The 21,807-nt window shown below is 40.3% G+C and carries 20 protein-coding genes and 2 pseudogenes; 13 read left to right on the forward strand and 9 right to left on the reverse strand.

Annotation, left to right across the window (positions count from 1 at the left end; translation table 11 throughout):
* Positions 1-9 precede the first annotated feature (9 nt).
* Positions 10-606, forward strand: coding sequence for a DUF3455 domain-containing protein (locus tag FD724_RS08035; protein WP_179072236.1), 597 nt, complete (start codon positions 10-12; stop codon positions 604-606).
* A 299-nt stretch (positions 607-905) separates the two neighbouring features.
* On the opposite strand, the gene FD724_RS08040 is transcribed toward FD724_RS08035, so the two are convergent.
* Together FD724_RS08040 and FD724_RS08045 are read right to left on the reverse strand one after the other, a co-directional pair.
* Entirely contained in the window at positions 906-1,598 is a 693-nt protein-coding gene (locus FD724_RS08040) for a response regulator transcription factor (protein WP_114085738.1), read from the reverse strand.
* Between the two features lie 371 nt (positions 1,599-1,969).
* Entirely contained in the window at positions 1,970-2,644 is a 675-nt protein-coding gene (locus FD724_RS08045) for a LuxR C-terminal-related transcriptional regulator (RefSeq protein WP_114085737.1), read from the reverse strand.
* Positions 2,645-2,751: 107 nt separating this feature from the next.
* Between FD724_RS08045 and FD724_RS08050 the strand changes: the two genes are divergently transcribed.
* Complete coding sequence (locus FD724_RS08050) at positions 2,752-3,408, forward strand: DUF3386 domain-containing protein (protein ID WP_179072237.1); 657 nt, start codon at positions 2,752-2,754, stop codon at positions 3,406-3,408.
* Positions 3,409-3,589: 181 nt separating this feature from the next.
* Here FD724_RS08050 and FD724_RS08055 read toward each other — a convergent pair whose 3' ends face one another.
* The 3 genes from FD724_RS08055 to tmk form a co-directional block, all read right to left on the reverse strand.
* The gene (locus FD724_RS08055; protein WP_114085735.1) at positions 3,590-3,880 is read right to left on the reverse strand and encodes a hypothetical protein; all 291 of its coding nucleotides are present in this window, start codon (positions 3,878-3,880) and stop codon (positions 3,590-3,592) included.
* A 5-nt stretch (positions 3,881-3,885) separates the two neighbouring features.
* The gene (locus FD724_RS08060) at positions 3,886-4,392 is read right to left on the reverse strand and encodes a hypothetical protein (protein ID WP_179072238.1); all 507 of its coding nucleotides are present in this window, start codon (positions 4,390-4,392) and stop codon (positions 3,886-3,888) included.
* A gap of 396 nt (positions 4,393-4,788) precedes the next feature.
* Positions 4,789-5,436, reverse strand: coding sequence for a dTMP kinase (gene tmk / locus FD724_RS08065; RefSeq protein WP_179075444.1), 648 nt, complete (start codon positions 5,434-5,436; stop codon positions 4,789-4,791).
* A gap of 598 nt (positions 5,437-6,034) precedes the next feature.
* Here tmk and FD724_RS08070 point away from each other — a divergent pair.
* A complete protein-coding gene (locus FD724_RS08070) occupies positions 6,035-6,391 on the forward strand; it encodes a hypothetical protein (RefSeq protein ID WP_218651508.1) in 357 nt (118 codons plus the stop codon).
* 369 nt (positions 6,392-6,760) lie between these two features.
* On the opposite strand, the gene FD724_RS08075 is transcribed toward FD724_RS08070, so the two are convergent.
* The gene (locus FD724_RS08075; protein ID WP_114085732.1) at positions 6,761-7,477 is read right to left on the reverse strand and encodes a heme oxygenase (biliverdin-producing); all 717 of its coding nucleotides are present in this window, start codon (positions 7,475-7,477) and stop codon (positions 6,761-6,763) included.
* Positions 7,478-8,047: 570 nt separating this feature from the next.
* On the opposite strand from FD724_RS08075, the gene glmM reads away from it, so the two are divergent.
* From glmM to hpsP, 7 genes are all read left to right on the forward strand, one after another.
* Positions 8,048-9,520: a phosphoglucosamine mutase gene (gene glmM / locus FD724_RS08080; protein WP_179072239.1), complete on the forward strand. Its 1,473-nt coding sequence runs from the start codon at positions 8,048-8,050 to the stop codon at positions 9,518-9,520.
* A gap of 459 nt (positions 9,521-9,979) precedes the next feature.
* Complete coding sequence (locus tag FD724_RS08085) at positions 9,980-10,747, forward strand: glycosyltransferase family A protein (RefSeq protein ID WP_179072240.1); 768 nt, start codon at positions 9,980-9,982, stop codon at positions 10,745-10,747.
* A gap of 36 nt (positions 10,748-10,783) precedes the next feature.
* The gene (gene hpsL / locus FD724_RS08090) at positions 10,784-12,439 is read left to right on the forward strand and encodes a hormogonium polysaccharide biosynthesis protein HpsL (protein ID WP_179072241.1); all 1,656 of its coding nucleotides are present in this window, start codon (positions 10,784-10,786) and stop codon (positions 12,437-12,439) included.
* Positions 12,440-12,450: 11 nt separating this feature from the next.
* Positions 12,451-13,611: a glycosyltransferase family 4 protein gene (locus FD724_RS08095; protein WP_179072242.1), complete on the forward strand. Its 1,161-nt coding sequence runs from the start codon at positions 12,451-12,453 to the stop codon at positions 13,609-13,611.
* A gap of 136 nt (positions 13,612-13,747) precedes the next feature.
* A complete protein-coding gene (hpsN, locus tag FD724_RS08100) occupies positions 13,748-14,728 on the forward strand; it encodes a hormogonium polysaccharide biosynthesis glycosyltransferase HpsN (protein WP_179072243.1) in 981 nt (326 codons plus the stop codon).
* Between the two features lie 52 nt (positions 14,729-14,780).
* Entirely contained in the window at positions 14,781-15,956 is a 1,176-nt protein-coding gene (gene hpsO / locus FD724_RS08105; protein ID WP_179072244.1) for a hormogonium polysaccharide biosynthesis glycosyltransferase HpsO, read from the forward strand.
* A gap of 56 nt (positions 15,957-16,012) precedes the next feature.
* Positions 16,013-17,185: a hormogonium polysaccharide biosynthesis glycosyltransferase HpsP gene (hpsP, locus tag FD724_RS08110; RefSeq protein WP_179075445.1), complete on the forward strand. Its 1,173-nt coding sequence runs from the start codon at positions 16,013-16,015 to the stop codon at positions 17,183-17,185.
* A gap of 2 nt (positions 17,186-17,187) precedes the next feature.
* Here the strand turns inward: hpsP and FD724_RS08115 are convergent, their stop codons facing one another.
* A complete protein-coding gene (locus FD724_RS08115) occupies positions 17,188-17,901 on the reverse strand; it encodes a hypothetical protein (RefSeq protein WP_179072245.1) in 714 nt (237 codons plus the stop codon).
* A gap of 433 nt (positions 17,902-18,334) precedes the next feature.
* On the opposite strand from FD724_RS08115, the pseudogene FD724_RS40295 reads away from it, so the two are divergent.
* The 3 genes and pseudogenes from FD724_RS40295 to FD724_RS08125 all read left to right on the forward strand — a co-directional run bounded on the left by FD724_RS40295 (position 18,335) and on the right by FD724_RS08125 (position 20,757).
* A pseudogene (locus FD724_RS40295) lies at positions 18,335-19,298 on the forward strand (IS110 family transposase).
* 323 nt (positions 19,299-19,621) lie between these two features.
* Complete coding sequence (locus FD724_RS08120) at positions 19,622-19,846, forward strand: hypothetical protein (protein ID WP_179072246.1); 225 nt, start codon at positions 19,622-19,624, stop codon at positions 19,844-19,846.
* Between the two features lie 272 nt (positions 19,847-20,118).
* Positions 20,119-20,757 (forward strand): peroxiredoxin, encoded by a 639-nt coding sequence (locus FD724_RS08125; protein WP_114085723.1) that lies wholly within the window; start codon positions 20,119-20,121, stop codon positions 20,755-20,757.
* A 68-nt stretch (positions 20,758-20,825) separates the two neighbouring features.
* On the opposite strand, the pseudogene FD724_RS42005 reads toward FD724_RS08125, so the two are convergent.
* Both FD724_RS42005 and FD724_RS08130 read right to left on the reverse strand, forming a co-directional pair.
* Positions 20,826-21,001, reverse strand: a pseudogene (locus FD724_RS42005) (two-component sensor histidine kinase); the annotation flags it as partial.
* A 92-nt stretch (positions 21,002-21,093) separates the two neighbouring features.
* On the reverse strand, positions 21,094-21,792 hold the full coding sequence (locus tag FD724_RS08130) for a DUF305 domain-containing protein (protein WP_179072247.1): 699 nt from the start codon (positions 21,790-21,792) through the stop codon (positions 21,094-21,096).
* Positions 21,793-21,807: the final 15 nt, after the last annotated feature.

Here is a 21,807-nt window from a genome sequence, read left to right on the forward strand (position 1 = left end):
ATGTATATTATGTCACCTACTTTTGGTAAAATTATTCAGATAAATTGCAGCCTTGTTGTTTCGCTGCTGATGTTGAATGGGTGGGGTGCTTCTGTAAAAACTGCGATCGCAGGAACTATGGAGCCTGCCCAACGCATAGCGGATGTCGCTGCGATCCCTGATAGTATAAAAGTCCCAAATGGTGAGCAACTTCTTTTAAAAGCATCTGCCAAGGGTTCACAAATCTATATCTGCAAACCAAAATCAGAATCTCCTGAGCAGTATGAGTGGACGCTTAAGGCTCCCGATGCCGTGTTACTGAATGAGCAAGGGCAAGATTTGGGCAAGCATTATGCAGGCCCAACCTGGGAAGCCAAAGACGGTAGCAAAGTCGTGGGTAAGTTGAAATCTAAGGTAAATGCACCCCAAGATGATGCAATTCCCTGGCTATTATTAGAGGCGCAATCTCATGAAGGAAATGGTATCTTCCGCCAAGTAAATTGGATTCAACGGATCAATACAGTTGGCGGAAAAGCCCCTGTTCAAGGGTGTGATAAATCATCTGAAAACCGAGAAATTAGCGTAAATTATACGGCTGATTACCTATTTTATAAGATTAAGCAATAAATTTTAATAAACAAGAGAAAAATCCCTTTGTTGAGATGTTTTATATAAGAATTTAAGACTAGCCCCTGAAGAGGTGACTCGTAAAATCTCTTTTTTCTCTCTGCGCTACGCCAGTTGCTACAAGTCGGGGAACCCGCCCAACGCACTGGCTTCTCTGTGCCTCTGCGGTTTAAAAATAATTTATTTAACCACAGAGACGCAGAGAACGCAGAGTCAAGAGATTGAAGAGGAATTTTGTGACCAAAATTTTTACCCACTTTGAAAGGGCTATTCCTAGAATTGTTTTATCGCCCTCTGGTTTATTCTGGTAGTTTCCCGGATAGTTTCTTTTCTTGATTGAGAACAGAATTTGCATAGATTGCTAGTTGCGATCGATTTTTGAGATTGAGACGGTTTAAAATACTCGTCACATGAGTTTTTACCGTTCCTTCGGTAATATAAAGTTGTTGGGCAATTTCGCGGTTCGTTGCACCAACACCAATCAAACATAAAACCTCTTGTTCTCGTGCGGTAATTTCCGATGGCTTTGATGAAGCGGAATTTTGGTTAGCTGAAGCTGCTTCCGTAACTAATAATTTATCAAATAACCCCGGCCCAAATTGAGTATAGCCAGAATGCCCAAAGCGAATTGCATCTGCTAGCTCACTTGAAGGCATATCTTTAAGCAAATATCCTTTTGCACCTGCACGCATTGCCCCTGTTAGATAAGAATCATCATCAAATGTACTCAAGACGAGAACTTTGATATTAGGAAAGCTTTGCATAATCAGTTTTGTTGCAGTTCGTCCATCCATTTCGGGCATTCGAATATCCATTAGCACCACATCGGGCTGAAGTTCTGCAACAAGCTCTAGAGCAACTTTACCATTCTCAGCATCACCGACCACTTCCAAATCAGGTTCCTGTTCTAGCATTGCTTTGAGTCCCTGACGAATGAGGCTCTGATCGTCAACGATTAACAGGCGAATAGGAGAGGATTTATCATTTTTCATGGTAATTATCTCTTTCTAGTTTTGATGAACGATCATAGATATCTCCAAAAATTAATGAAGGATTACCTGAAACCCTTGTAGAAAGGTTACAACATTTAACAATTGGGCATTGGGCATTGGGAAGAGGACTTGGGGACAAGGGGAAAGACTTGTTTCAAGTTCTCACCTCTTGTCCCCTTGTCCCCCTATCCCCCTATCCCCCTGCTCCCCTGCTCCCCTGCTCCCCTGCTCCCCTGCCCCCTCTGACAGGTGTAGGTTTTTTACAATTAGGAGGAATTAAAGAAAAAGAAATCGTCAACAGGAGTATAAGGAAAAGAACTCCAGCGATGAAGAACTATTTGATACCGACAAGAAGACTTTTCGAACATCCTCTAAGAAACTTTGATATCTTGCAGTTTTGCCACCATTTCTGCACGCGCCGAAACCTTCAACTTACGAAACATCCTCTTCAAAGCTTGTTTGACAGAATTTTGCGTAATCCAAAGTTTTTCCCCAATTTCTGAGTTTGTTAACCCCTGCGCCACTAACTCGGCAATTTCTAACTCACGCGCTGTTAGAGGACTTACTAAAAGGGAATTGGATATTTGTGGTTTTGTCGTCCGTAGAGTCGCCATTTTTGCTGATAAATGGATGCATAATGCACTCAGATCAGCCAGATCGTTGCCATTAAAAGCAGGATTTCCCTTATCACGAGCCAAGTTAAGTGTTCCTACAAGACGACCATCGCAAACAATTGGCCCAGTCATTACGTGTTCGTGATCGGAACGCGAGCAAAAATGCTTCCAGTCTCCTGGTGATAATAATAACTGCTCATGGGCGGGAGCGTGACGCTCAACCACGTAGCGCCCCACTGGATTACTTTCTAAGCATACTGCCGGAATACCCTGAACATCGATTTGGGCCGTTGGCCGATCGTCTAGGAGATAAATACCCCAATTTTGCACACCAAAATGCTCACCAATTTTATCCGTGAGAGCTAGCCTTAATTCTTGCTCATTTCGAACATTGGCGATCGCATGAAATATGGCGTGGAGAGAATTAACCATAAGCATAAGTGTACCCAGTTGGGGACTATCCAAGCCTCAACAATTACTTCTATGCTAATACCAACGAAACTAAAACGCTAATTTACAGTAGCGACTAGGAGAAGCACATGACAGTTACACAACTCTCTGCTCAGGAACTTTTCCGGGCTGCTTATGAGAACCGCTATACTTGGGACAAGAATTTTCCCGGTTATACTGCCAATATTACCTATAAGCAAGATGATAAAGTATTTACAGGCAAGGTTATCATCACTGCCAATCTGAAAGCCGAAGTTTTGGATGTAGATGACGAGCCAGCCCAGAAAGCAATTCATGGTCAAGCATGGGAGATAGCGATTCACCGCGTCCGCCGCAGCTTTGAAGACACCCACAGCGCCAATACCTTTAGCTATGGCAAAACTGACGAGACTGGTGCGGTTGAGCTTTTAATGGGTGGTAAGGCTGAGGGCGATAAATACAAAGTCCGCAATAATGAAGTGTGTCATGTTCACCGTCTAATCCACGGTACTTTCGTGACAATTGACACCTTTAGCAGCCACGACACTGGGGAAGGCTACTTGTCCCACCGCTATGACTCTGTTTACCATGACCCCAAAACTGGGGAACAAAAGGGCGGTAGAAGCGAATTTGTCGATGAATATGAAAAAGTTGGTGATTATTTTATCCTAAATCGTCGGGAGATTCGTACCGAGACAGCAGGACAAATATCTATTCAGGAATTTATCTTCTCTGACATCAAATTATTAGAACCTGTTGCTGCTTAATCTCTATTTTGTAGTTAAAAAATTGCGATCGCTCTTTAAGTTTAAGGAAGCGATCGCTTTTTTTTACATTCTGATTGATGAATATGAGGTTTTAAAAGAGAGCTTGATATGCAAGAATATCGATAGCTGAGTTGACATTGGGCTAAAGGGCGATCCGCTTTACTTATTAAGCCTGTAGTATTTAGAGATATTTTTGGTAATATTCCTCTATCGTACCTACAGCTTTTAATAATGGCGAATCTAACGGCTCAATCCAATCAGCCACTTCACGAGCCAGCCCAAGGGTTGAGATTCCTCCTGATGCTTCAAGTTTACCAATCAGCGTCTTACTTTTAATAGATTCCAGGGCACCGATCAGATTGTTTAAACGCTCTGAATGTTTAAATTCTGGTTGTTTATCTCTACGAATCTGTTCGGCAATCTCAAGAGCTTTATCGAGCAATTTGATGAATTCTTCTGTCTTGTTTTCCATGATTTTTACGGACAACTAAAATCTTTTTCGATGATATTTTGTCCCTCAGACCACTTAATGTTTGGATCTCTTGTATCTTTAATAAAAGTCTGTTGACCACCGCCAGGATAGCATTGAGTGGGGGTTTGAGGGGCAACAATGCCTTGATAAACTGTCGTTCCTGCCGGCAAAGTAACTGGTTGAATCATAGTGGCTTTATTGCCCCATGATTGATTAAGAGCTAAATTCCTAATTACTTCTACATTTGTTTCGTATTTATCAGTTGTTAAATACCTACCATATCTATTCTCGCTGTTACTATAGTAACGATAAAAAGTCTTAGGCTCCTCTAGTTTGACTTCTTTACATTTAGAATTTAGGAAGGTAACGGCAATATCAGATGGTAGAGGACATGAAGAACTAACTTCTTGGGCAAGGACTCTTGGTGAATTGAATACAGTCCGTGGGGATGAACTAACTGAAAAACTGAGAATGCTTAAACCAATACCTATGGAAACAGACTTAAATTTCATACAAACTCTTCCTCCCAAGCTTTTATTGAAATATATAAATGGCAAATTAAGCTTCGTTTCAGTGTAGTGGGTTTGTTAGACCCCTGAAGATAACGATGCCTGCGGCAGTCTGCGCCAACGCTTTTGTGAGCAATGCAATGGTCTTAAATTCGGGTGTGGAATCGGAAAATGCCACGTCTTTTATATTCTCAGGCTTAAAGCAAGGATGCAAGGACAGTTAAGACAGTTAAGTAAACACTTCAAAATTTGAGATATACCTATGGGAACCCCTTCAACCTTGATTTCTCACTTGTGAGAAATCAAGGAGTGTGGGAGGTGTGGGAGGTGTGGGAGGATGGGGAAGAAATCTGACCCCGCACACTCCCCACACTCCCCACACTCCTCTTCTCCCTCTGCCTACACTATGCGTGAGAAATCCGGGTTCAAGTGTACGCGCAGAATTCCTTGAATTACTTGTTGCACAGCTTCTTTACTCAAGCTGCCATCTACCCGCACAATTCTTGAAGGATAAGATGCTGCTAACTCTGCGTATCCTTGCTGAACGCGCCGATGAAAAGCGATTGTTTCTTGTTCAATGCGGTCTAATCCGATTCCATCTCCCCGTTTGCGGTCTAGTCCAACTTCGACATCGATATCTAGCCAAATAGTTAAGTCACTCTCTAGTCCAGCAGTGGCAATATAGTTAAGCTGATTGATTAAACTCATATTCAAACCGCGACCATATCCTTGGTAGGCAATGGTAGAGTCAGTGTAGCGATCGCATAAAATATATTTCCCTGCTGCGAGATTTGGTTTAAGTTCTTGTTCCACGTGTTGCGATCGGTCAGCAGCATACAATAAAAGTTCTGTCACTTCTGCAACTGGTTTATCCTCTGCCTTCTCTAGTAGTAAGCGGCGAAGATGTAAGCCTAACTCTGTTCCCCCTGGTTCACGAGTGACCACCACAGAAACACCCAGATTTTCCAACCACTGAGAACAAAGCTGCATTTGGCTGGTTTTGCCGCAGCCTTCCACCCCTTCAAATACAATTAATTTGCCACCCATGCTTTTTAAAGTTCGCTGCAATAAACTTGTTCGCTGACGTTTGATCAAGAATAGCGTGAAGTGCTACAGGCGGGTGAGACGCTTACCCCACAATCAGTAGTTAGATACTTTTTTATTTGGAAGTTTCGAAATATAAGACTACCCCTTTCAAGGTGCGTAAAAATTTTGGTAAATAGATTCCTCTTTAAGCTCTATACTCTGTGTCCTCTGCGCCTCTGTGGTTAGAAAAAATACTTTTAAACCGCAGAGGCACAGAGAAGCCAGTGCGTTGGGCGGGTTCCCCGACTTGTAGCAACTGGCGTAGCGCTGAGGAAAAATAAGAGATTTTATGAGTCACCTTGAAAGGGCTAGTCCTAAAATACACAAAAAGAAGTTTTTGGCAATTTGGCAGATCAACTATTTTTGATACTGATATTTTTGGGATTGTGCAACGAATGTAACAGAAGTTGCCATAACCAGGTGGTCGAGATTTTTAAGTTACTTCGTAACTGCCTAGCTAGTAGGATTTGAGGAAAGGAAAACAGAGACATTACCAAGTAATGCAAAAGCTTAATAATTTCCAATCAAGGCAGCAGATTTACTAAATAAAGTGATTGATGTGAGAACAACTCAAGTAAATCAATTTTTTAATCCTGTATTTGGGAACCGTATCGATCCCACCCTCAAACCTCAATGGTCTTGGTTACTAAAAACTTTAAATCGGAGGTTGGAAGGGAAATATGGTATTTCACTATTTGATGTAGATTTTTGGATCGATGATTATTTTTTAAGACTTGTTTACAATCTACTAAATCTAGATTATCACTTTCATCAAGTTTCTTTTGCAAGTGAATTTTCTAGCAGCTATTTTGTTGAGGAGCAATTTAGCCGACATATAAAAGTTCTGTATGATAGATATGATTTACCGCTACAAGATGAAGATAGCGATCGCACAGCAATATCCAGTTTAGGATGAAGAGCGCCCAGAAATTACCTAATTTTGAATCCTAAATCTAAAATCGATGACTCCTAACCTGGATTTCTCACAAGTGAGAAATCCAGGAGTGTGGGAGGTGTGGGAGGATGGGGAAGAAGTCTTACCCCCCACACTCCCCACACTCCCTCTGCCTACACTATGCGTGAGAAATCCGGGCTAACTCTTTTAATCATAATTGAGGGGCAATCTCCCCATGCTTGCTTTCACGAATAGAAAACAGTCACAGGGCTATTGCCCCTAAATATTTTGAGCGTTAATCGCTCTTATTCCAGAAATACCTGTAAATTATCTTGCATCAGGCTATCTGGACTTAGACTCCACACACCATACTCCGCAATGTCAATACCGTTACTCAGCAGTGACGAGTTCAGTACTACCGCGTGTCCGTCGCCGTGTGAGGCTGTTGAACACCATTACACCGATCGCTTTAATCAAATTGCCTTCCAATTCTTGGAACATCTTCATGTTCGTGCCAAAGGCGGCGTTTGCTTCTTCAACAATGCGATCGGTTGCCGCATCGTCAAGGGGTAATTCATCCAAAATTTGCCGATACTTGGCTTTAAATGCCTTCTCGTCAGAAATTTCTGGAAACTCATAAAAAGCTGTTCCTTGCCCATCAGACAAATTCATCGCTGTTACTGCAATGTTTTTGAGAATTTGTCCCCCAGATAAGTCGCCCAAGTAACGAGTATATGAATGAGCGATTAACAGTTCTGGTTCTGTGGCAGAGATTTCTCGGATGCGCTTTACATAAGCTTCACCTGCGGAAGATAGTTTGATTTGCTCTTTCCAGTTAGCACCAAAGTAATAACTCAGGTCTTGCTCTAAGGTATACTTGCGGTTTAGCTGGGGAAAGTTGATTTTAGAAAGAATTGGGTGCTGGCGGTGCTTTTCCATTTCTTCTTCCATCGCTGAGTAGACGAAGTAGAAGTTAGCAACTAGTTTCCGGTAAGAGTTTTTTTCTACTACTCCTTTTAAAAAGCACTTGACAAAACCTACATTTTCTGCCATTGTGTGGGCTTTCTTAGTGCCTACACGTAATTTGGTTGCTAAATTGCTGCTCATGCTAAATTTCTCAACTTTAAAAAGTTAACTGCCGAGTTTTAATTCACTAACGGCTAAAAAAGCCATTAAAACGTTACCTTAAAACTATTTGATGAGAATTTATATTAAAATTTTTTAAGCTGCGATGATTTTGTAGTTTTTTACACAGTAATAAAAGCACGTAATATAACTTTACATTCCGGTGTTTTGATTTTCTGTTGTCATAAGCTAACTTTTGCTTTCATTATTAGTTTTCTCAAAGAATATCCATAATGAAATCTAGGTAATATTCCTTACATTGTATTTCTTGTTAATAGCATTGCAAAATGTGAACTAAATACAAATAAAAATCAAGACTCAAGTTAATGGCATAAAAGGAATAATTAGCTAAAATGTGGAGACTTTACTAATAATGTAAAAACCAATACTGACTTTATGAAATATTTACAATTAGAAAGTCTGTAATTCAGTATAATTACGTAAAAATGGCTTAATTTAGAATGAATTTCTAAAGAGAAAAAGCATGTCAAAATTGCTGAATAAAGTCTTAAGTGCTATTTTTCAGTGTGATTGTGTGGAGTGTTTAAATATATGGTTTCATCTATAACTCGGATACCAGGCATTCCTGGAGATTCTCCTTCCGAAGCTGAAGGATTAGGCAAAGGGATTGAAAGCAGTTTTGGACTGAATTTAATCCCACTACCGGCAAATCCTTTATTTGGTACAGATGGGATTCGCGGGCGAGTCGGAGAATTGCTGAGTGCGCCCTTAGCATTGCAAGTTGGTTTTTGGACGGGGATTGTTTTACGTAACCATGCTAATCAAATAGGGCCAGTCATTCTCGGACAGGACTCTAGAAACTCCAGCGATATGCTAGCAATGGCTTTGAGTGCAGGGTTAACAGCAGCAGGATTAGAAGTTTGGTATTTGGGATTATGTCCCACTCCTTGCATTGCCTATCTCACCAGCATCAGTGATGCGATCGGTGGAGTAATGATTTCTGCTAGCCACAATCCCCCAGAGGATAATGGAATTAAGGTTTTTGGTGCAAATGGTGGAAAGCTACCGCAAATATTACAGGCAGAAATAGAAGCGGGGCTGCGTGGGAAAATATCACCGATCGCTAAAGTCAGTAATTGCGGACGGCATTACTCACGTTTTGAGTTAGTCGGGCATTATGGCGAGGCGTTAAAAAAACCTTTAAACAGTGGCCTCAATCTCGAAGGAATGAAGATTGTTTTAGACTTGGCGTGGGGTGCAGCAGTCGGGTTAGCACCGTCAGTATTTACAGAAATGGGGGCAGACGTGATCTGCTTGCATAACGAAGCAGATGGCGATCGCATTAATGTTAACTGCGGTTCCACTCATTTAGATATTCTTGCCGCCACAGTCCAAGAACACAACGCCGATATCGGCTTTGCCTTCGATGGCGATGCCGATCGCGTCTTAGCAGTAGACAATACTGGCAGACAAGTTAACGGCGATTACATTCTCTACCTGTGGGGACGGCATTTACAAAAAAACCAACAACTACCAGACAACCTGATTGTATCTACAGTCATGGCTAACTTGGGCTTTGAAAAAGCTTGGCAACAAATTGGTGGTAAATTAATTCGTACCGCCGTCGGCGATCAATACGTACAAGCCGAAATGCAGCGAACTGGGGCAATGTTAGGTGGCGAACAATCAGGTCATATTCTTTGCCGTCATTATGCTGTAACTGGAGATGGCTTGTTAACAGCCTTGCATATAGCAGCTTTGGTGAAAGAAGCGGGTGTTTCCCTAGCAGAATTAGTAGATCAAAGCTTCCAGACATATCCGCAAATCTTGCGGAACGTGCGAGTTACAGATCGCGATCGCCGTTTGGGGTGGCAAGATTGCGAACCGGTGCAACAAGCGATCGCTCTTGCTGAAGCCGCAATGGGTGATTCTGGTAGAATCTTGGTTCGCGCCTCTGGTACAGAACCAGTAATCAGAGTCATGGTAGAAGCCGCCAATGCCGAACTTACCAACTACTGGACAAATGAATTAGTTTCAAAAGTCCAGCAACATCTGATGGACTAAGTTAGCTATTATCTCAGCTTTTAACAAACGCCAATTTTCCGTCACAGCTTCTACAAATTAACCAGCCTTGGTTATCTGTAGAAGCTGTGACATTTGTATTTGTATTGTTATATAATGTCCGCCTAATTAATTATCAAAAAAATCACCACGTCATTACATCAGTCTGAACGTGTTATTATCGAACAGAATTCAGGAGTCAGGAGTCAGAATTCAGAATAAATTCTGAACGAAAAAGCGGATAGCGAGCGTTAGCGAGTCATCGAGCGTCTTGATTCTGACTCCTGAATTCTGAATTCTGAATTCTTCTTCAATTACTTCGAGATTCTTCTCTATAAAACTCATATTTTATTTTTGAACAAACTCAGCAATACTCAAAAATGCTTCTTTTACTATTGCCTTTTAAGCGAATTAACTTTAAAACTCAAAGCAGATTCCTATACTTGATCTAAAAATAATATCATGCTTGTTTTTGTTATCCCACTTAAAAGTGCAAAAGTTTCCAATTCCTGGGAACGTGTTACCCAATTATTTGAAAGATGCATTAAATCAGTTTGCAATCAAACCTCACCTAACTTTCACGTTATTGTTGTTTGTCACGAAAAGCCAAAAATCGAATTCACCCATTCTCATATTACATACGTTACAGTTGATTTTTCTCCTCCCAACGAGACTAACCCTGTAGCGAAGGGAGACACAGATAAAGGGCGTAAAATCCTGAAAGGATTGATTTATGCTCAACAATTTTCTCCGACTCACACTATGGCAATTGATGCTGATGATTGTGTCAGCAAAAAATTAGCCCAATTTATTCAACAAAATCCTGATTCGGATGGATGGGTTATTAACAAAGGTTATAAATATCAGGAAGGTAGTAAATATGTATATATTAAAAGAAGAAATTTTTATAAAATGTGCGGTAGTTGTAACATTATTCGCTACGATCTGAACTATTTGCCCGAAAGCGCAGAGTATAATCGTGGCTACGGATACTATAGATATTATATAGATCACGGCAAAGTTAGGGATATTTTAGAGAATAAAGGAAAAGCTATTAAATCATTACCATTTCCAGGAGCAGTTTATATCCTGGACACAGGAGAAAATCTTTTTGATAATTCCAAAAGATTAAAATTTAACATTTTTAATCGCAAATTATTAAATCAATCGGTTGAGGACGAATTTGGGTTGTACAACTTACAGCAATCCCAAAATATTTGTCAAGTATAATGTATTCTCTTGATGCTGATAGGCTACAGCGCTACTATGCCGAAAATAAAGTCAAAATCCAAGACATCTAAAAAATCGAAAAAGCAGACTTCTAAGGAAACTTCTACTCTTAGTCTCAAAGAACAGTTAGCCCAAAAACGCAAAGCAGCCCTAGCACGTAAAGAACTCATTAGTTTACTCACCACCGCCACTTTTGGCGGTTTATTCATTGGCGTTGTGCTTTTTTTCGTAGGTGGAATTAAAGCAGCACTCCCCGGTGTTTTAGGGATAATCATCATGTCCCTTTCTTACAAATATCCGCGCCAAGCGCTATATGCCTTCATCATTTACGTACCTGTTGGGGGTACTATCACCTACTATTTAGGCAGTAGTCCCATACTCCAATTAGCTAAAGATGCCTTTTATGTTCCAGCGCTAATTGGACTTTGGCAAACTTGTCGAAAGCAGGGATTACCTTTAATTATTCCCCAAGGCATTAAAATTCCGCTTTATATTGTCTTGGGTTGCAGTGTATTAACACTATTATTTGTCAATGGTGGACAGCAGTTTAACCCGCCTAGCGTCGGACTATTAGAAAAAGCAGAAAAAGAAATACCTTTAGGTATGGGAATTTTGGGGCTAAAAGTATTTTTAGGCTATGTCCCTCTGATTGGTTGTGCTTACTATCTAATTCGGGATAAGCGGGATTTTCTCTTTTTATCGCGCCTCCAAATTGTTCTCATACTGTTTTGTTGTGTGTTGGGATGTATCCAATACCTCTTACTGCTAACTGGTATATGTCAAGGCACTAGGGGTCTTGAAGGAAATGCCCTATTTGTCACATCACTAGAAGCCCGGTGTTATTTTGGTGGAGCGCTTTTATATAGTCCCGAAGAAGGGGTAATTCGTCTGCCAGGAACATTTGTAGCCCCTTGGCAATGGGCGTGGTTCTTAATTTCCAGCACCTTTTTTACCTTTGCCACTGGCTTCACCGATCCCTCTTTTATTTGGCGGATAGTCGGTTTAGGTTCTTTAGTGACAGTCTTTATCAATGCTGTAATTTCTGGACAAAGAATCGCCTTAGCCTTAGTACCAATCTGTTTCGGGATTTTGCTATTGCTGACTGGTCAAATTGGCAACCTTAAAAAATTTATCCCCATAGGTATAGGACTGGCTATAGTTTTAGGAATTGTGATGGTAACTAACCCTACCGTCGTCCAAGAGAGAACCGAGAGTTTTACCAGTCGCTGGGACGCTTCACCACCTCAAGATTTTATCGTCCAGCAATTTGAAGAGAATTGGAAAAACGTAGATGGGCCTTTGGGAAGTGGCTTAGGTCGAGCAACTAACTCTGCCCGCGCAATGGGTAAAACTAAACTGGTAGAAACCTACTATCCCAAAGTCCTTTTTGAAGTTGGAATTATTGGAGTACTAGCTTTTTTGGGTTTGGTAACAACTTTAACAATTATGGGCTTTAAAACCTATCGCTCCATAAAGAACCGTAATTTCCGCAGTTACGGAGCAGCTTTATGGGTGTTTATATTGTTTATTAGCTACAACACCTACTACTATCCTCTAGATGTTGACCCGGTTGCTGTCTATTATTGGTTTTTTGCAGGAGTTCTTTTTAAACTGCCAGAATTAGAGAAACAAGATAAGGAAGATGCCGACCCTGAGCAAAAAAACAAGAGAAAACGTCTAAAAACAATTTAAATGAAATAAAAATGGCAAAAGTTATCATAGGAGGTCAAAAACACCTCAGCATTCCAAACTTACCTCGAAATTCTCGGCATACACTCATCTACCCCAAGCCTTTCCCCGCAGGCAGATATCCTATAGAAAAAATTTGGTATCCTTTAGCCAGTTTTATGGCTTGGCAACCTGTATGGCAAAGATACCAAGCAATTCATTCTTTCAACAGAATTTTATATACAGATAAACCTTGGTTTCTCACCTTTGAGGATCATCGTGTTTTATATAGAAATCCTCAAAATCAAGTTGAAGCAGCAATTTATGAATTATTAAATAATCGATTAGCACTAGACAATTGTCAAAAAATTATTGCAATTTCTGATTATGCCAAGTTGAGATTAATCAAGCGGATAGAAGGTTGGAAAATAGAAGAAAAAGTAAGTAAGAAAGTAGATGTTATTCATCCCAATTTCCCAATAAAAGTTAAGCAATCGAAACTTTATCAGGAACAACAAAATCTCCAGCTTGTATTTATCGGAAATCACATTGCCCGTAAAGGTGGAGTTGTTGCTTTAAGACTAGCTCAGAAAGCTGAAAAACTAGGTTTGCCGATTACTGTACATATAATATCGGGACTAGAACATGGTTCAGGAGTTCCAACTGATTTCCCCGATCGCAGTAAATATGTAGAGGATTTAAAGTTACTGAAATTAAGTAACGTTGTATTTCATAGAAATATTCCTAATGACAAAGTTCTTGAGCTATTATCGCAAAGCCATTTTCAATTAATGGCAACATTACATGATACTTATGGCTATAGTATCATCGAAGGTTTTTCTGTTGCAACTCCTGTAATTACGACAAATGTATGCGCCTTACCAGAGTTTGTTCGTAATGGTGAAAATGGCTATATTTTAGAGTTGCCAATTAATGAAATTAGGCACTGGAGCAATTGGCTACATGGAGAGAAAACTAAAACTGATGAATATTGGGAAATTGTCAATAGCACTTATGACTATTTAGCAGAAAAAGCATTGCAACAAATTATGCAATTTCTTGATAGAAGTGATAAACGAGAACATTACGAATTTCTAAGTGCAGGAGCATTAGCTCAAGCGCAACTTGTACATAACTCCGAAAAGCAAAATGAGTTATTTGATAATCTCTATGCGGCTGCGGCGGTGGGAGTATAAAGAATTAAAAGCAATCTTAATTAGTTCTTCGGTTCTTGACTGACTGTAAATTAAGGCAAGAGTAGCTTAATAAACTTAATGAAAATTAATTTTTATAAGGTTATTATCAAAATAGAAAAATTACTTAATAAAAATCATGGATAATTATCCTTTAATTTCTGTAGTTATCCCGACTTATGGTAGAGAGGAAGCGCTACGAGATAGCATTGTAGATGTCCTGAAACAGGATTATCCCAATTTTGAAGTTTTAGTAGTAGACCAAACCCCAACGCACCAACCAGAAATTCAAGCCTACCTAGAAGAGATGGCAGATGTAGGTAAAATTAAATGGTTGCGATTAGATTGGGCAAGTTTGCCAGGGGCGCGAAATTATGCTGTGCGGCGGTCTTCTGGTGAAATAATATTATTTATAGATGATGATGTTCAGCTAACCCCAGAATTGTTAACAGCCCATGCGAAAAATTATTTGCAAAATCCAGAAGTGGGGGCTGTCGCTGGACGGGTGTTTGACAGAATGAAATTAGGTGATTCTGGAGGAGATTTACAGATTGAATATCTGCCTCCCGAAGCTATGGACCCAGGAATTGCTTGGTATCATATTGATTTAGTACATACCACCAAACCTCAGCAAGTACTGACAGCCAGGGGTTGTAATATGTCATTTCGCCGCGAAATATTTACTAAGTATGGATTGAGGTTTGATGAGAGGTTTCGCGGTAGTGCAGTGCGCGAAGAATCAGATTTTTGTTTGCGGGTAAGACAGACGGGGTATAAAATTTGGTACGACCCAGAAGCCCATTTGGTGCATTTAGGCGAAGAAACAGGGGGTTGTCATGATATTAGTATGCGATCGCTAAAATATCAACTCACCTTTTATCACAACCATTTCCTACTAGGGCTGAAAAACCTGACTGCGACTCAAGCTTTACGCCTATACGGTCGTTTATTTGACTGTCACGTTCTGGGACGACCACCTTGCCATAAAAGTGGTTCCCCTATCAAAATTGGCACTCGCGGTATTTTCTATATTTTGGGTTTTTTCAAAGCCTTGGGTACTGTCATCCAATCACTATGGAACGATGGTCAAATTTACAGCCGATTGGATAAACAAGTTTAGTTATTAGTCATTTGTCATTGGTCATTAGTCATTAGTGAATAACAAAGGATAGATGAAAATCTTAGTTGCTAGTCATACTTATATCGTAGACCTCAACTGTGAGAAATTACGCGCTTTATCTCAACTAGAACCTGACATTGAAGTGACAGTTGTAGTCCCAAAGCGCTGGAAACCAGGCGGTGTACAAAACAGAATTATTGAAACTGAATACCGCGATGAAGGCAAATTTAGAATAGTTCCAGTTTCTAATTTTAGTCAAAATCATCAGGGACTCCTTACTTTTGGAGCCGATTTGATATCTTTATTAAAACAATTTCGCCCGCAAATCATCCAAGTTGAACAAGGTTCTAGAGCCTTGGCTTATACTCAGATGATTGCCTTAAATCAGCTATTAGGACTCAAGGCAAAAAATATATTTTTTACTTGGTGGAATCTTCCTTACCAACTGAAACTACCAATTTCTTTATTAGAAAAATATAACCTCAACCACAGCCACGGCATTATTTCTGGCAATCAAGATGGAGCAGAAGTTTTGCGACAACGGGGATATAAAGGAGCAATTAAAGTCATGCCACAACTGGGTATAGATGAAAGTTTATTTACTCCCAAAAATCAACCAGAGTTAGCAGCTAAATTTGGTATTCATAAAGAGGATTTTGTAGTAGGTTTTGTAGGGCGATTTGTCCAAGAAAAGGGTTTATTAACGCTTTTACAAGCCTTAATTGCATTGAAAAATAAACCTTGGAAATTACTATTATTGGGGCGAGGAGAGTTGCAGACTGAATTACTCAAAATCGCGGCAGAAAACAATATTAAAGAACGGTTAATTTTAATCGAAAGTGTTCCTCACGATGAGGTTGTAAGTTATATCAATTTAATGAGTACTTTAGTATTACCTTCAGAAACAACTTACAAGTTTAAAACCTTAACTTCTGCTGGCTGGAAAGAGCAATTTGGTCATGTGCTAATTGAAGCGATGGCTTGCCAAGTTCCTGTGATTGGTTCTGATTCCGGGGAAATTCCCTATGTCATTGGCGATGCTGGCTTAGTATTTCCTGAAGGTGATGTTCAAGCTCTTGCTAATTGCTTAGTTCAATTAATGGATAAACCAGATTTTGCTCATAATCTCGGTGAAATGGGTTATCAAAAAGCAATGGTTCAATATACCAATAAAGCTTTGGCGAAACAGCAATTAGAGTTTTATCAAGAATTGGTCATTAGTCATTAGTCATTGGTCATTAGTGAATAATAAAGGATAAAAGATAAATGACAAATGACAACAAAATGAAAGTATTACAAATTGTTCCCTCAATTTCTCTAATTTACGGTGGGCCGAGTCAAATGGTACTTGGATTAGCTCCGGCGTTAGTAAAAGAGGGAGTGGAAGTTACAATTCTCACAACTGATAGTAATGGTGATAATGGCCAAACACCTTTGGATGTTCCTTTAAATTGTCCAATTAAACAAGATGGTTATGAAATAATTTACTTTCGTTGTGCGCCGTTTCGCCGCTACAAATTTTCTCTAGATTTATTAAACTGGCTAAAACTTCATGCTCACGAGTTTGACATAGCACATATCCATGCTCTATTCTCCCCAATAATTAGCGCTGCTGCTATTGTGTGTCGCCAGCAAAAGCTACCTTATATTTTCCGCCCTTTGGGTACTCTCGATCCGGCTGATTTACAGAAGAAAAAACAATTAAAACAGCTTTATGTTGCAATTATAGAACGCCAAAATTTAGCTGGTGCGGCAGCAATTCATTTTACTAGCGAGCAAGAAGCTAAAATATCAGAACGATTTGGAGTATCTACACCAGATTTGGTGATTCCCTTGGGTGTGATTCCTCGTCAATCTTCTATTAAAAATGTATGTAGTCAGCTAGAAATACCAAAAGATGTGCCTTTGGTGCTGTTTATGTCACGAATTGACCCGAAAAAAGGGTTAAATTTGTTGATTCCGGCGCTAGAGAAGCTGTTAGCGGTTGATTATAAGTTTCATTTTGTTTTAGCTGGGACTAATCCTCAAGATCCAGATTACGAACAAAAGATAATATCCCAAATTCAAAATTCACCATTGCGATCGCACACTACAATTACAGGCTTTGTCACTGGTGAACTCAAAGTTAGTTTACTACAAGCTGCTGATTTATTCGTCTTACCTTCCTACTACGAAAATTTTGGGATTGCTGTAGCTGAAGCGATGGTTGCAGGTGTACCCGTAGTCATTTCTGACCAAGTGCATATTTGTCAACAGATACGTGATAGTGAGTCGGGTTGGGTAGGCGCAACAGATGTCCAAGCACTGGTAGAGTTACTGCAAGAGGCTTTGGAAAATCCCGCAGAACGCCAGCGACGGGGATTAAACGCCCAAAAATATGCCTTAGAAAATTTTAGCTGGGATGCGATCGCAAGGCAAACAATCCAAGCCTACCAAAAAATTCTCACGAACAAATAAACTTAACCTAACGCAGATAACAGCAGTTTTTGCCAAATAGGTGCGAGAATTGCTTTGACAACGATATCCGCAATCACAAAACCAATCCCAATTAACATATAAGTTTTCGGAAAGGGAGACTTAGGAACTTCGCCTCTGATGCGATTTAATAAATTTAATCCTAATGCAGCTAAAGCCACCCCAGTGGCGATAAACCCGATTATCCGCAGAAGTGACCAAGGATACCACCCTAAAATAGCTGCTAACCAAGGTTTAGCACTAACCTTTACCAGTTCTGCAACATAAAAATTCATGTAGTTCAGCATCCAAGTGCCGAATATCAATGCCACGCTACTAATAGTGGCAACGCAGAGAATACAAAAAATACCGTAGTGCAATAAATGGTCTGGTAAAAATAAATTGAGTGAACCTTCCATACCTTCTCCCGTGCGAATCCAGTGGAACATCTCTGTAGTGTATGACTGTCCACGAAGGATGACTTTTGCTGCTGTTTCTGGTGCGATCGCAGTTGCTACAATTACAGCAATACTCTGCAACACTCCCCACAGTAACATCCACCAAAAAGCACTTTTATATTGTTGACGACGCACTTGTAACAAGAAGATGGGATAGGGAACAGCAGTACCTAAAATCGGCATCAACCAGGGAACTCCAAAAGCAAAACTTGCAGTTGTGCTGAGGATAACACCAATAACCAAAAGGATTACTATCATCATAAGTAATTCAAAATTCAAAAATAATAAACATATTTGTAGTCTTTATTCTGACTATTTGCTTTATAACAATTGAATTTGTAATAAACCTCATCTATGTTGAAACCTAGAGTTTTTTTAAAGATATATTGATGTAAGTAGGTTGGGTGGAGTGAAACGTAACCCAACATTACCACCAAATTTTATGTTGGGTTACGCTATCGCTGCACCCAACCTTGTATCTTAGAAAGAGTAGTAGACCGTCCCAACCTTGGTCAAGAAAGACCGCTTTGTAGCATGGGTCACTACAATAATCTCTTTGACAGAACTCGAACAGTCGCCAGGGGCAAAAATTTAAATACTGATGTTTAGATTATACAGTCCGTATCGTGCAAGGATGAGTGTAATCAAGGGGATAAGAATCAACTATAACAAACACAATCCGTGAGAGTGAAATATGGAAAATATTGCTCAATGGGTAGGTATTGATGTGAGTAAAGCCACATTAGATGTTTATATCCGTCCTCTGGGTAAAGCTATGATTGTGGCAAATACAGAATCAGAAATATCAAATCTAGTGGAGCTACTCTTATCCTATAGTTTAAATCTGATTGTACTAGAAGCAACCGGAGGATTAGAAACTGAACTAGTAATCCAATTGCAAGCTGCACTTTTACCAGTAGCATTAATTAATCCCCGTCAAGGACGAGATTTTGCGAAAGCTACGGGTAAGCTGGGCCAAAACTGATGCCATTGATGCACAAATATTGGCACATTTTGGCGAAGCGATGAAACCCCAAGTTTTAGCCATTCAATCCGAAATGGCGCGTCAATTATCGGAATTAATTAGTCGCAGACGACAATTAGTGGAGATGCAGACAGCCGAAAAGAATCGCCGCTCACGCACTCGTGGTCAAGCCTTGGCAGATATTGAGGCTCATATTGAATACCTGGAAGAACACCTCAAACAACTCAATCAAAAAATTGCCGAATTGACGCAAAACAATCTTCAATGGATTGATAAAGTTAATTTACTTAAAAGTACTCCTGGTATTGGTCAAGTAATTTCGACAACTCTGGTTTCGGATTTACCAGAACTGGGTCAACTCACTGCCAAACAAATTTCTCGCTTAGTTGGTGTTGCACCAATTAATCATGATAGTGGTCAACACAAAGGTAAGCGCATGATTAATGGCGGTCGCGCTCATGTTCGTGCCATTCTTTATATGGGTGCTGTTGTTGCTATGCGTCATAATCCGGTTATAAAGGCCTTTTATGAGCGCCTCGTCGAACGTGGTAAATCGAAAAAATTAGCTCTCACTGCTTGCGTTCATAAAATGTTAGTCATTCTAAATGCAATGGTTCGAGATAATTTGCCTTGGCGTGTAACTGACAACTTACAACCCATTGCCAACGCTTAATCACAACTCAACGTTTTTATACTTTGGAATAGTCCCCCCGATGATCCCATTGCGGCATTTGGGTCAACTTTTTATGCTCTTTTTTATCTCCACGGGAAATCCAGCAACTGGGGAAGATTCTGCGGCGAAGCGGAGTGGCTGGTGCGGGCTGCTACCATCTTAACCAAGAGCCACAAGTCTTTTTGCCCGTACCAGCCACCGCAGAATCTAGCGCTGCGTTCCCCAGTTGCGTCAATGTTAAGAGTCCCGGTTTTTTGTTAACGTTCGCTTGACTTTTAAGACAGTCGCTACTTATCTAGTTCCACGCCAGGAGGAAGTAATTAATGAGTATCAATCTGACTGAAAAAGAAGCTTATACTGCAATGTACGTCTTCTTAGTTGAAGTGTATGAAAGAACCCAATCAAATGACTTGGGAGGATTACTTGGAGACATGAGTACTATAGGAGATGGTGAAACTGCTGACCCTGCTGTTTGGCATGAGTGGTTACGATGCATTGCTCAAGTCAAGCAAGGTAGAGTTGATATAGACTTACACATTCAAAGCTAAGATAAGTAAGGCGGCGTGGAAATTTATAATTATAGAATTCCTATTTGATTTTTGAAATCTAAAAAAAACCTATAAGGAAAACATACTAATTTAAAGCATATATGTGTATTTTAGTCAATAGTTTTACCTCTTTTTCATCCTTTATCCGAGAGTGCTGACAACCTAAAATTTTGTTTCAAACCGCTAAAGCCCGATTGGGAAATGGGAGTTTTATGTAATGATGGCATAGCATACTAAAATATATATGCCTTTCTAACTACAGGGAATCTCACATGGCTCTCCGTCTAGGTGACACAGTACCCAACTTTACGCAAGCCTCAACACACGGCGACATCGATTTTTACCAATGGGCAGGTGACAGCTGGGTTGTGCTGTTCTCTCACCCTGCTGATTTTACACCTGTTTGTACAACAGAACTCGGCACAGTTGCCAAGCTCAAACCAGAATTTGACAAGCGCAATGTCAAAGCGATCGCACTCAGCGTTGATGACGTAGAATCTCACAAAGGCTGGGTTGGAGACATTGAAGAAACTCAAAGCACCACCCTTAACTACCCAATTTTGGCGGATGCAGATCGTAAGGTTTCTGAGCTTTACGATATGATTCACCCGAATGCTAATGCGACTGTGACAGTGCGATCAGTTTTCGTGATTGACCCCAATAAAAAACTCCGTCTCTCTTTCACCTATCCTCCCAGCACGGGACGTAACTTTGATGAAATTTTGCGGGTGATTGATTCTCTGCAATTGACTGATAATTACAGCGTGGCGACACCAGCTGACTGGAAAGATGGAGAGGATGTTGTAATTGTCCCCTCACTGAAAGATCCAGAAGTACTTAAAGAGAAATTCCCCAAAGGTTACGAGGAAATCAAACCCTATCTGCGAATGACTCCTCAGCCTAACAAGTAAATCTGAAAATGATTTCGGATAAAAAAGCAAAGGCACAAAGTTATATCTTTGCGTCTTTGTTTTTTTGGGTGAGAATGATGAATGGCGCTGAGAATATGCCTTTTAGAATTTGACTGCTGTTGAATGCAGCTTTCCCAATTACACAAATATTTGGTAAAAGCTGCTTTACAACTGGTTCAATACGTCCGGGTTGCTTTAGTTTCAGTTCGATACTGTCGTGTATCGTTCCCGCGACAGATTCCAGTTATCGGTCTAAACCGCAAATACATATTGGTTACTTGCAGATTTATACAGATACTTATAAAACCTCCGCAAAACCATATTACGAATTACGAATTACTTGTTGTACCAGGCTTTCCGCCACTGTTGCATTTCTTTAATTTCTATCTCTTGGGCTTTAACAATTTCTTGGGCTAATTTCTTGATTTCAGGTCGCTTAGACTTACTTAAGGCATCTTGCGCCATTGTTACAGCCCCTTCATGGTGAGGAATCATCGCATTGATAAAGCGCAGATCAAACTCAGCATCGGCTGCACCTAAATTCTGACTCATCATCATAGTTTGCATCTGCTCAGATGACATTTCCATCATGTGGCCCATTTGACTGTTGTAAGCCATTGGTTTATCTCCCGCCTTGGGATACCAAGCTTGTCGCCACTGCTTCATCTGAGTGATTTCTTGGTTTTGCGATTTGATAATATTGTCTGCTAGTTTTTTGATTTCAGGACGTTTTGATTTTACCTGCGCTTCTTTAGCCATTTCCACCGCCCCTTGATGGTGGGGTATCATAGCGTCGATAAATCGTAAATCAAAATTAGCATCGGCTGGGCCTAAATCCATTCCCATGCTGTGATTCATCATGCCACCACCGTGATTCATCATCTGCTTGTCGTTAGCATTGGTGGTGGTTGCCTTTGTTGCTTGGCTTTGGTTCTGGGAAGCACTACTAGTACAACCTGTCATTAACGCACTGGCTGAAGCGATCGCAGTAAAAGTTAACGCCAAAAAGCCATTCCTCAAAGATAGGAGTTGCATAAATCTCACCTCATA

It is taken from the genome of Nostoc sp. C057 (assembly GCF_013393925.1).
Lineage (GTDB): Bacteria > Cyanobacteriota > Cyanobacteriia > Cyanobacteriales > Nostocaceae > Nostoc > Nostoc muscorum_A.